This is a genomic window from Citricoccus alkalitolerans (assembly GCF_039528175.1).
Classification (GTDB): domain Bacteria; phylum Actinomycetota; class Actinomycetes; order Actinomycetales; family Micrococcaceae; genus Citricoccus; species Citricoccus alkalitolerans.
The window spans coordinates 1,924,432-1,935,334 of sequence record NZ_BAAALH010000002.1 but is presented as its reverse complement, the minus strand read 5'-3'; the positions used below and the strand labels follow the sequence as shown (position 1 = coordinate 1,935,334).

General features: G+C 69.0%; 9 protein-coding genes. 4 read left to right on the top strand and 5 right to left on the bottom strand.

The annotated features are described in order from the left end of the window. Window positions 1-42 precede the first annotated feature (42 nt). From hpf to mtrA, 5 genes are all read right to left on the bottom strand, one after another. Window positions 43-723: a ribosome hibernation-promoting factor, HPF/YfiA family gene (gene hpf, locus ABD134_RS14725; RefSeq protein WP_344230671.1), complete on the bottom strand. Its 681-nt coding sequence runs from the start codon at window positions 721-723 to the stop codon at window positions 43-45. A gap of 162 nt (window positions 724-885) precedes the next feature. Next, window positions 886-1,836, bottom strand: coding sequence for a ComF family protein (locus ABD134_RS14720; RefSeq protein WP_344230669.1), 951 nt, complete (start codon window positions 1,834-1,836; stop codon window positions 886-888). Between the two features lie 81 nt (window positions 1,837-1,917). After that, the gene (locus ABD134_RS14715) at window positions 1,918-3,663 is read right to left on the bottom strand and encodes an LpqB family beta-propeller domain-containing protein (protein WP_344230667.1); all 1,746 of its coding nucleotides are present in this window, start codon (window positions 3,661-3,663) and stop codon (window positions 1,918-1,920) included. After that, the gene (mtrB, locus tag ABD134_RS14710; RefSeq protein WP_344230665.1) at window positions 3,663-5,444 is read right to left on the bottom strand and encodes an MtrAB system histidine kinase MtrB; all 1,782 of its coding nucleotides are present in this window, start codon (window positions 5,442-5,444) and stop codon (window positions 3,663-3,665) included. The genes ABD134_RS14715 and mtrB overlap by 1 nt, the downstream gene beginning before the upstream one ends. A gap of 1 nt (window position 5,445) precedes the next feature. Further along, complete coding sequence (gene mtrA, locus ABD134_RS14705; protein WP_115931584.1) at window positions 5,446-6,123, bottom strand: MtrAB system response regulator MtrA; 678 nt, start codon at window positions 6,121-6,123, stop codon at window positions 5,446-5,448. Between the two features lie 228 nt (window positions 6,124-6,351). On the opposite strand from mtrA, the gene ABD134_RS14700 reads away from it, so the two are divergent. Genes ABD134_RS14700 through ABD134_RS14685 form a run of 4 tightly spaced genes read left to right on the top strand, consistent with a single transcriptional unit; the run spans window position 6,352 to window position 10,837 of the window. Continuing rightward, window positions 6,352-7,722: a DUF7847 domain-containing protein gene (locus tag ABD134_RS14700; RefSeq protein WP_344230661.1), complete on the top strand. Its 1,371-nt coding sequence runs from the start codon at window positions 6,352-6,354 to the stop codon at window positions 7,720-7,722. 30 nt (window positions 7,723-7,752) lie between these two features. Next, window positions 7,753-8,439 (top strand): DUF4129 domain-containing protein, encoded by a 687-nt coding sequence (locus ABD134_RS14695; protein ID WP_344230659.1) that lies wholly within the window; start codon window positions 7,753-7,755, stop codon window positions 8,437-8,439. Continuing rightward, window positions 8,436-9,770: a DUF4350 domain-containing protein gene (locus ABD134_RS14690; protein ID WP_344230658.1), complete on the top strand. Its 1,335-nt coding sequence runs from the start codon at window positions 8,436-8,438 to the stop codon at window positions 9,768-9,770. Before ABD134_RS14695 ends, ABD134_RS14690 begins: the two co-directional genes overlap by 4 nt. Further along, entirely contained in the window at window positions 9,767-10,837 is a 1,071-nt protein-coding gene (locus ABD134_RS14685) for an AAA family ATPase (protein ID WP_344230656.1), read from the top strand. The genes ABD134_RS14690 and ABD134_RS14685 overlap by 4 nt, the downstream gene beginning before the upstream one ends. Window positions 10,838-10,903: the final 66 nt, after the last annotated feature.

Genomic DNA, 10,903 nt, shown 5'->3' with positions numbered 1-10,903 from the left:
GAAGGGCCGGGCGGGCGGCGGCCACGGCGTGATGCCAGGGACTCAGACCGTTGCGGCTCGATAGTGGACGTCCTCTTCCTGGACCTCAGCGTCAGGATGGTCGGCATCGAGGGTGATGACGCCATAACTCCACCCCTTGCGGCGGTAGACAGCGGAGGGCCGGCCGGTGGACTCGTCGATGAAGAGGTAGAAATCGTGTCCCACCAGTTCCATGGCATCGACTGCATCGTCAACACTGACGGGCTTGGCGGGGAAGACCTTCTTGCGGATCCGCACGGGGACCTGGCCGTTTTCCTCCTGTGCGGTGTGATTTTCTGCGGCCTGGTCTGCCATGACCTGCGACACCAGAGACTGCCCCGGTTGGACCAAGGGCAACGCCGCCGTTGCATCCGCCACCGAAACCCGCTTCTGGTGACGGTCCTTCTGCCGGTCACGGAGACGCCGCAACCGCTCCAGGAGCTTGCCGAAGGCAAGATCGAAGGCGGCGAACTTGTCGTCAGCCTGGGCCTCCGCGCGGATGACCTTGCCTTTGCCGTGGACAGTCAACTCCACGGTGAGCTTCTCATCCGAATGACGGTGGTTGGTCTGCTTGGTGACCTTGATCTCCAGCCCCTGAGCGCGTGTGGATAGCTGCTCGATCTTGCTGAACTTCTCCTGGGCGTAGTCCCGGAACCGGTCCGGAAGGGAGACGTTGCGGGCAACGTAGCTGACGTCCATGGTCATGATGTCCTCCTAGGAGCCTGACGGCTATTCGAACATGTGCGTGCACCGTGCGGCCGGCCTGGTGCCAGCCCCTTAATGCACCTCGGCGGCGGGAAGAACTCCTCCTTCCAGCCGCCGAAGACGATCCCCGTGGGGTCCGTTGCCCTCACCCTAGTACTTTCTTCACGCCGAGTTAAGACCTTCGTCGGGCGCCGTTCCCGGGGCGGTCACCGCTGCCACCACCACCGCGCCCACCGGCCGGATTCCAGCCTGCTCGAGGGCATGCCACGTGGCTGCGAGAGTGGATCCCGTGGTCATGACGTCGTCGAACACCACCACGTTGCGTCCTGGTTCGAGGTGGGCACTCGCGGCATAACGCCGCGTGGTGCGGAACCGGTCCTGTCCACGACGACGCCGCTGCCGTGACCCATTGCCCGCGTGACTGCTGCGGGGACGTGAGGCGGCCACGAAGGGCCTCCTCCGGTGAGTCAGCCATCCGGGGGCCACCTGCCAGCCAGGTGGCAGTGCGCCGGTCAGCAGTTCCTCCACCGGGTCATAGCCCCGGGCACGGAATCCGGCCGCGCTGGTCGGGACCGGCACCAGGGTGAACGGGCCCTGCGCCTCCAGCAACCGCGGAGCGGCGGACAGTGCCCGGTGGACGGCCGGACGCAGGTACCCGGCAACGGCCGTTCGTCCGTGGTCTTTGAAGGCCAGGAGCGCCCGCGAGGCCTCCGCCCCGTAGCGTGCGGCCGCCACCACGGGCACCGGGTGCAGGGTCGGTTCGGATCCGCCCTGGGACATCGGTGGGTCTCCGTCACCGGAAGAGACCGCCGGCAGGACCACGCCGCCGGGAAGCCTTGCCGACAGGGACTGAAGTGAGGACCGAGGCCGGGTCCGGACGGGGTAGAGCGGCAGGGCGGCCGCATCCTGTTCCGCCCGGAAGGGGTGGAGCAGTTCGGCGATCAGTCCCGGGGCGCACTCCGGACATACCGTGCCGTCCTGCCGTCCGCAGAGGACGCAGAGGCTGGGCATCAGCAGCCCCGCCAGCTCGCGTCCCGACCGGCCCAGTGCACGCGCCGCCGGAGTGAGGACCAGCCGGTCCAGTCCAACGGCACATCCAGAAGGGAGCCTCATGAGCCCACTCTGCTCCTCGCGTCCGTTGCCGGGGACGCCAGTCGGGGCCCGCTGTGGATGACACGCCCGGGTAGTCCCGAGTCAGCCGGGGAAGGCCATGTCATGGGCCACGGCACCGGCCTGGGACCGCCACGTGGATCCGGCCAGGGTGTGCACCGCTTCGGCGGTCTCCGCATAGATCGGATTGTCACCGGGACCGGTGGAGAAACCGGTCATGCCCAACAGCGGCCGCAGCGTGTCGAGCGAACCGTCGAGTCCGATGAGCTGCGCCTGCACCGAGGACGTGCTGCTGGTGGCGGCCACCAGCAGCTTCTGGTCGGAGACCCAGTTGACGTCGTTGACGGGCACCGTGGGCTCCAACCGGACCGGCGAGCCAAGTCCACGGGGGACGCCCTCCGAATCGCGGATGACGCCGGAGAGGTACAGGTGGGACGACTCCCCCTCCCCGGCCACGATGGCCGCCCGCGTGCCATCGCGGGAGATGCGCAGAGCCTGGACGGTGCGGTCGCCGAGCCATTCTGCGCTGATCTCCAGGGACGCCCCGTCCTGACCGGAGGTCTGCAGGGCCATGATCCGGGTGCCGTTGGCGTGGTCCACGGTCCAGGTCCAGCCGGATGAGTCGAAGCTCGGCCGCGTCAGGTTCTCTCCTTCCAGCTCGAGTGCCTGGGAGCCATCCGTACCGGCGGAGACCATCTGCGTCCCGTCGGCGTTCAGGAACGCGAATCGGGTGCCGTCCAGGCTCATGGCCGGGTCCACCGGCCCGCCGTCGATATCCAGCTGCAGGCCACCCACCGGGACCGTTGCATCACCCTCGAAATAGACGAGCTCCCCGTTGGCGACGGCGACCTGTGTGGAGCCCACCCCGGGGTTGATCCGGGCCGGTTCGAAGTTGTCCGCCACCGATCCCAGGTCGAGCGAGTTCAGATCCACGGACATCTCCACACTGGAGACGTTGTTCAGCCCGTCCAGCGTCAGCTCAAGCTGTTGCTGCATCCGCTGCCGCATCAACGGGTCGGCGCTCTCGACCGTCTGCTGCGTGAGATCAACCTTGGCCGAGCCGGAGTCGACCGGAACGGAGGGACGAGACAGCTCCGAACCAGCCTGGAAGGCCGTCCGCACGGCGCCGTCCAGGTACGGAGCGGGCCCGTCCAACAGGGCGCCGACGATGTCCGCAGCCGAACCCGACCGGTTGAGGAACCACCGCAGGTCCGGAACGGCATAGGAGTAGGACTGGTCGTAGAAGTACAACTCATGTGAGGCGAAGAGGGCGCGGAACTGGGCGGACTCCAGCATCGTGCCGCCCGGCGCCTCCGCGATCCTCCATTGTCCGTCCTCCTGGGTCAGGGCGAAGCCCACGGCCTCGGAGGTGTTGGCCGGCATCCGGTTCATGATGCCGCGCTCATCCACCACCGAGTCCACCTCGATCTGGACCTCATACTGGTTGTCCTGGGCCGACGGGACCACAGTGGGTGTCTCGTTGTAGACGAGGGTCCTGGCCTCGGGATTCCACGCCTCGGCGGCCTCCTCCGTCAGGAACTCGCGGGCCGTGGCGTAGTCGTCCTGGGTGCCGGTCCCGGCGGTGAGGAAGCCGCGGATGACGTCCTCTGGGCTGGCATCCTCCGCCGGGCCCGCCGGGGTGAAGGAGTAGTTCACCTGGTTCTCAGCGCCCGGCAGGGGGTCCGAGGTGCCGACCGGGCCGCTCTGCGGCAGGTGGGCACAGCCGGTCAGCAGGAGTAGGCCGGCGATGAGCGCGGCACAGAGCGCGGCCATGAGGCTTCGGGGGCGGGCTGGACGACCGTGGTCCACGGTGTGCTGGGGATCCGTCATCAGGATTCATCCTCCCGCTGCGTGGTCTCCGGGCGCGGCTGGTACAACGACTGTTCATGGACCCGGTCCGGCATCGCCTCGCCATTGAGCTGCGCGGGTTCCGGGTTCTCCAATTCCAACGGCAGACGGCGCTGGGACTCGGAGTAGACGGGCGGCAGGTCCAGCGGCGCGCTGTCTCCGACCGTGCCGCCGCTGCGACGCGGGATGGTCAGTCGGAAGGCCGAACCGTCCCCCGGCGCACCCCAGGCATCCAGGCGCCCATTGTGCAGCCGGGTGTCCTCCGTGGCGATGGACAGGCCCAGCCCGGAGCCACCCGTGGTGCGTGCCCGTGCAGGATCCGCTCGCCAGAACCGGTCGAAGACGCGAGAGGCCTGCTCCTCGGACATCCCGATCCCGTGGTCACGGACCACCACCGCCACCGTGTCCTCCCCGGCCCCGACGATCACGTCGACGGGACGGCCCTCGCCATGCTCGATCGCGTTGTTGACGAGGTTGCGGATGATGCGCTCGATGCGGCGGGGATCGACGTCAGCCGTCACCTCCATGTCCATCGGGACGACGAAGACGGCCGTGTTGGCCTTGTGGGCCAGCGGCTGTGCCGTGAGGACGACGTCGGTCGCCACGTGCAGGATGTCCGTCTCCTCCGGTGCCATCGTGGCCGCTCCGGCGTCGAAACGGGTAATCTCCAGCAGATCGGCGAGCAGGGCTTGGAATCGTTCGACCTGGTGGTAGAGCAGCTCGGTGGAGCGGCGGTTGATGGCGTCGAACTCCTCTCGGGAGTCATAGAGCACCTCCGCCGCCATGCGCACCGTGGTCAGGGGCGTCCGCAGCTCGTGGGAGACGTCCGAGACGAACCGCTGCTGCATCTGTGAGAGTTCCGCCAACTGGGTGATCTGATCCTGGATGTTGTCCGCCATCCGGTTGAAGGACGAGCCGAGTCGGGCCATCTCGTCCTCGCCGTGGACGGGCATGCGCACGGTCAGGTCCCCGGAGGACAGAGACTCCGCGGCGGAGGCCGCTTGGCCTACTGGGCGGACCACGGACCGGGTGACGTAGACGGCGATGAGGGAGTTCATCATCACCAGCATGGCCCCGGCGACCACAAGGACCCGCATGAGGTAGTCCAGGGTGTCTTGCACACTCGTGAGGTCGTACACCATGTAGAGCGCGTAGATGTTGCCCGGCGGCAGGGTGACCTGAGTGCCGAAGGCCAGCCCGGGGCTCGTCCCGCCGTCCTCGGCGGGAAGGCTGATGGACTGCCAATAGGTGCCGTTGTCCTCTTGGACCGCCTGGGACAGCTCATCTGGGATGACCTCCGTGGACAGTCCGGAACTGGACTTGGACCCCACGAAGAGGTTCTGGGCCTCCTCCAGCGGGACCAGGAGCATGTCCCGCACCACCGTGGCACCCGTGTCCCCGGCCAGCTGGTTCAGCGTGTTGGTGACCAGCAGGTCGGTCGACTCGGAGTCGTTGGTGACGGCGTTGTCGAAGATGGACCGGGCCTGGTTCAGGCCGCGGTTCGATTCGGCCTCGACCTGATCGAACCGGGACTGGAACAGGCCGGAGGTGATCTGTTGACTCAGGAAGAGTGCCAGCACCCCGGCAGCCACGAGGGTCAGCACGGCGGTGATCGCCACGGTACGCAACTGCAGCGACGCGGTCCATCGGCGTCGCAGGGCGCTCGGCCACCTGCCGATCACTGCACGGATCCCGGTCCCCGCACTCGAGTCTGAGCCGACGGTGTCCGCCGGCTCGGGAGCGGTGACGGTGCCCGTGGTCAACTCAGCTCTGACCGGCCCTGTATCCGACGCCGCGGACGGTCAGGACGACTTCCGGGTTCTCCGGGTCCTTCTCGACCTTGGAGCGCAGGCGCTGGACATGCACGTTCACCAGCCGGGTGTCCGCCTGGTGGCGATAGCCCCAGACCTCCTCGAGCAGCATCTCCCGGGTGAAGACCTGCCACGGCTTGCGGGCCAGGGCCACGAGGAGATCGAACTCCAGGGGCGTGAGCTGAATGGCGCCGTCGCCACGCGTGACCTGGTGGCCGGCCACGTCAATCGTGAGGTCGGCGATCTTCAGGGTCTCCGGGGCGCGGGTCTCACCCTCACGCAGCCGGGCGCGGACGCGGGCCACCAGTTCGGCGGGTTTGAAGGGCTTGGGTACGTAGTCGTCGGCGCCGGCCTCCAGGCCGCGCACCACGTCCGAGGTGTCCGATTTGGCGGTCAGCATCACGATCGGGGTGTCCGACTCGGCCCGGATGACCTGGCAGACCTCGATTCCGTCCATGCCGGGCAGCATCAGGTCCAGCAGCACCAGGTCGGGCCGGGTGGAACGGAACATCTCCAGAGCCTGGGATCCGTCCGCACAGAACGTCGGTTCGAAGCCGTCGTTGCGCAGCACGATGCCGATCATCTCCGACAGTGCCTCGTCATCATCGACTACGAGAATTCTGGCCTTCACCGGATTCGTCCTCCCCTGACTGAAATTCCCGCCGGATGGGTCCCGCCCACCGACGCCGCCGCCCAGTGGCCCCCTGCGGGCCGGACCGAACGGCCATCCGTTCCACCTTATCCGACAAGGAGGGATGCGGCCGATATAGTCAGCCCTGAAGGTGGGCGCGCCGCACTGACTTCGGTGGATCCACCCGCCGACGGCCCGCGACCGCAAGACCATCAGGGGGACCCTTCAATGAACGAGAACGAGGTCCCGGGCGGGAGCCCGGACCAGCAACCAGCCCAGCAACCTCAGGAGCCCGGCCAGCAGCCCCAGCAGCCCGCCCCACCAGCGCACGAGCCCTGGGGACAGTCGCCCTACGGTCCGGCGGTCAGCCAGTCCCCCTATGGACAGCCGGCCCACGGCCAGTCCCCCTACGGGGCCTACGGCCGGCCCGCGAGCGAGCAGAACCCCTACGGACAACAGCCCGGATATGGGACGCCGTCACGGCGGCCGGGCATCATTCCGCTGACGCCCCTCACGCTCGGTGACCTGCTCAGCGGCTCCTTCGCCGCGATTCGGCGCAACGCGTCGGCGGTCCTGGGCACCGCGCTGATCGTGGCCCTGATCGAGATCGTCGTGTCCGTCGTCGCCACGAACGTGCTCTTCGACGCCACCTACAGCATCATCCTCATGGAAGAGGGGGGCCAGGACCCTTTCCTGGGCGACCCCCTGACCAACCCGGTCTTCGGCCAGTTGTTCGGTTCGATCGCCCTGCTCTTCCTGGGCGCCCTGCTCGCGGCGCTTGCCGGCATCATCGCCAATGGTGTCCTGGCCGTGGTGGTCCTCCGCTCGGCCGCAGGACTCAAGACCTCGTTGGGCCAGGCCTGGAGGCTCACCGGCCGTCAGATCTGGTCGCTCATGGGTCTCGCGCTGATCTACCTGGTCGCGGGAACCATCATCTTCGTTCTGTTCATCGGTGTCATCGTGGGTCTCGTCATCGCGGCGGTCAGCGAGGACGGAGGCCTGACCGCGCTGATGGGGATCCTGCTGTTCGTCCTGACCGTCGCGTCAGTCGTTGTCTCCGTGTGGCTCTACATCAAGCTCGTCCTCGCCGCAGCGGCCTCTGCCGTGGAGCTCAAGGGCCCCTTCAAGGCCATGGGCCGTTCCTGGTCTCTGACCCGCGGCCACTGGTGGCGGACCCTGGGCATCATCCTGCTCGTGGCCGTCATCGTCGGGATCATCGCATCCATCATCACCACGCCGTTGTCCATGATCGGCGGCGTGTTCGCCCCCTTGGACCCGACGACTTCGATGGAGGAGATCATGGACTCCACGCGCTGGTGGACCCTCCTCAGCGTGGCTGTCTCATCGCTGGTCAACGCACTCGCCCTCGTCTACAGCTCCTGCCTGGTTGCCCTGCTGTACATCGACTACCGGATCCGGCACGAGAGTTTCGATCTGGACCTGGCCGCGGCTGCCGAGGCTGCCGGGGCGGGCGACGATGAGCGCTTCAGCACTGTGCGGGATGTCCAGGCCGCGGCTGGAACCGACCAGTTGGTCCCGGGGCGCCATCCCTCGGGTCCGTCCACTCCCGCCGGCACTTCCGGCCCGGGCGGACACTGATCCGCGCTGCGCTGGCCTGACATGACAGCGATGACCGCACCGATCCCTCTAGACGGCTGGGAGCCGGACCGGGACGAGGCTCGACGCCTGGTCCAGGAGGAGCTGGCGCGGCCGGAGTACGCTCAGGCCGAGCCGAATCCCCTCCTGGAATGGCTGGGCGGGGTCCTCGCCGCCGCCCTGGAGTGGCTCGGCACCCTCGGTGGTGCCGCTCCCTCCCTGCCCGGCTGGGTCCTGCCGCTCATCCTGGTGGCCGTAGCCGTCGTCGTCCTCGTGCTGCTGCGCCCGCGCGCCAACGCCGCCGCCCGGGCCCGGCGCACCGCCGCCGTGCTCTCGGATCGGACGGTCACGCCCGAGCAGCACCGCCTGGTGGCCGAGGCGGCCTTCGCGGCGGGCGACCATGGGGCGGCGCTTGTCGCCTGGTTCCGCGCCCTGGTGCGGCACGCCGAGGAACGCACCGTTTTGGACCCGCGCCCCGGACGCACGGCCACCGAGGCCGCCCATGGCCTCGGGGCGGCCTTCCCCACGGAACGCCTGGCTCTGGAAGTCGCCGCGGACGCCTTCAATGCCGTGGTCTACGGCGATCGCCCGACGACGGCCGCCCGGGCCACGGACGTCCGTGACCTTGACGCCCGGTTGGCCGCTCTGCCGCTGGACACCATGCGGCCTGGGTCTCTGCATCCTGCCGGAACGGCAGGGAGGGTGGTGGCTCCACGATGACGTCGAGCGCCACGCCGGCAGCCGCCGATCAGCGCTCTGATCGGACCGCCTCCCCCTCTCAAGCCCCCACCTCGCAGGACTCCACTGTTGCGGGCCCCGCCATTCCGGGCACCGGCCAGGCCTTGTCCCGATGGCTGAGGAACGCATGGATCTGGTTCGTCCTGGGCGCCCTGCTGCTGCTCGTTGCCCTGCCCTCGATGTTTCGCCAGAACCCGGACACGCGCCAGCTCTCACCGTCCTCGCCCGCGCCGAACGGCGGCCAGGCCGTGGTTCGCGTCCTTCAGGCCCAGGGCATCACGGTGCACCCCGCAGAGTCCCTCGAGGAGGCCCTGACTCTGGCGGACGATTATCCCCAAGCCCCGGTGCTGTTCCACGACGCCGCCGACCACCTTCCCGAGACCGGTCTGGACCGGCTCGCCGAGGAGGTCACCCCGGAGCGGCGGGTGCTCGTCGAGCCGGGCTTCCAGGCTCTCGGCTCGCTCGCCCCCGCGGTCTCCCAGGCGGGGCAGGTTCCCGACGGGGACCCCTTGACCTCCGGCCAGGGGTGCGGCCTGCCGATGGGCCGGGAGGCCCAGTCGATCGAGGCATCGGGCCGCGCCTACCGTAGCGCCGGGGCGCAAGCCTGCTTCCCCGTCCCCGGAACGGACTCCGGTTCCACCACCGACCTGGCCCACGCAGTCCTGGAGACGGCCGACGGCACTGTGGTGATCGGTCAGATCGGCGTGTTCGCCAACGAGTCAGCCGACGCCGAAGGCCATCCCGTGCTCGCCCTGTGGTCCCTGGGCCAGTCCTCGGACGTGGTCTGGTATCTGCCGGGACTGGCCGATGTGGCGATCGAGCCAGGCCCGCCGACCATGGACCAGCTGTTGCCTGACTGGGTCCGCCCGGCGGGAATCTGGCTCATCCTCTGCCTGGCGGTGCTCATGTTGTGGCGCGGGCGCCGGCACGGACCCCTGGCCGTGGAACCGCTGCCCGTGATCGTTCCGGCCTCGGAGACCGCAGTGGGCCGGGCCCGGCTGTACGAACGCTCCGGCCAGCACGGCTCCGCAGCGCGCGCGCTGCGCTCGGCCACACTCGTCCGGCTGTCCCGGGTGCTCCGCCTCGGCCATGGCACCTCCGTCGAAGCCGTGGCGGCCGCGGCGGCCCGCACGACCGGCCGGGATGCACATCAGGTGTCCGCTGTCCTTGACGTCAGCCCCGTGACCACCCCCCGGGAGCTCGTCGCGGCCGGGCGAGCGCTCCTGGACCTCGAGGACGCCGTGCATGCGGCCCTCACCACTGACCACACCGAAGCAGAGCCGGCATCAGCCCCCGACGGAAGGACACCATGACCACCCCGTACCCCGAGCGTTCCCCAGCACCTGGGGCAGTCTCGGCAACCCCGGCACCTTCGGCGAACCCGGCAAACCCGGCAAACCCGGCAAACACGGTGCCAGCCCACCGGACCGATGACGAGCTGCGCCACGCCTTCGGCCGCGTCCGAGAGGAGGTGGCGCGCGCCGTCGTCGGGCAGCAGCCGGCAGTCACCGGGCTGTTGATCGGTTTGCTGTGCAAGGGCCATGTGCTCCTGGAGGGCGTGCCCGGCGTCGCCAAGACGCTGCTGGTGCGGACGCTGTCCGCTGCCCTGGACCTCGGCACCCATCGCGTCCAGTTCACCCCTGACCTGATGCCCGGCGACGTCACCGGTTCGCTGGTGTACGACTCCAAGACCGGGGAGTTCGAGTTCCGCAAGGGGCCGGTGTTCACGAACCTCTTGCTGGCCGACGAGATCAACCGGACACCGCCCAAGACGCAGGCCGCCCTGCTGGAGGCCATGGCCGAGGGCCAGGTCTCCGTGGACGGGGTGTCCCGGCCGCTTCCGGACCCCTTCATGGTGGCCGCCACCCAGAACCCGGTCGAGTACGAGGGCACCTATCCCCTGCCCGAGGCCCAGCTGGACCGCTTCCTGCTCAAGGTCACCCTCGAGCTGCCCGAAAGGGCGGACGAGGTGGAGATCCTGCGCCGCCACGCAGAGGGGTTCTCCGCCTCGGATCTGGCCTCTGCCGGGGTCAGTGCCGTGGCCGATGCCGCCACGATCCAGGCGGCACGGGCCGCCGTCGGGAATGTTCAGTCCGGGTCCGAGGTGCTCGGCTACATCACGGACCTGGCTCGCGCGACCCGGGTCTCGCCCTCGTTCCAGCTGGGCGTCTCTCCGCGCGGGTCCACCGCCCTGCTGCAGACCGCCAAGGCGTGGGCCTGGCTCAACGGCCGGAATTACACCACCCCGGACGATATCCAGGCGATGGCCCTGCCCTGCCTGCGGCACCGGGTGTCTCTGCGCCCGGAGGCAGAGCTGGACGGTGTCAGCACGGACCAGGTGCTCTCCGGCCTGCTCGCCACCGTTCCGGTCCCGCGCTGAGCGCCATGACGGAACGATTCCGCGGTGACGCCGGACATGCTGGTGATGCCAGTGAGACTGGACTCG

What these genes read in the sequence shown, in the direction of transcription:
- hpf (WP_344230671.1), bottom strand. Translation starts at nt 723, where the DNA reads ATGACCATGGACGTCAGCTACGTTGCCCGCAACGTCTCCCTTCCGGAC.
- ABD134_RS14720 (WP_344230669.1), bottom strand. Translation starts at nt 1,836, where the DNA reads ATGAGGCTCCCTTCTGGATGTGCCGTTGGACTGGACCGGCTGGTCCTC.
- ABD134_RS14715 (WP_344230667.1), bottom strand. Translation starts at nt 3,663, where the DNA reads ATGACGGATCCCCAGCACACCGTGGACCACGGTCGTCCAGCCCGCCCC.
- ABD134_RS14700 (WP_344230661.1), top strand. Translation starts at nt 6,352, where the DNA reads ATGAACGAGAACGAGGTCCCGGGCGGGAGCCCGGACCAGCAACCAGCC.
- ABD134_RS14695 (WP_344230659.1), top strand. Translation starts at nt 7,753, where the DNA reads ATGACCGCACCGATCCCTCTAGACGGCTGGGAGCCGGACCGGGACGAG.
- ABD134_RS14690 (WP_344230658.1), top strand. Translation starts at nt 8,436, where the DNA reads ATGACGTCGAGCGCCACGCCGGCAGCCGCCGATCAGCGCTCTGATCGG.
- ABD134_RS14685 (WP_344230656.1), top strand. Translation starts at nt 9,767, where the DNA reads ATGACCACCCCGTACCCCGAGCGTTCCCCAGCACCTGGGGCAGTCTCG.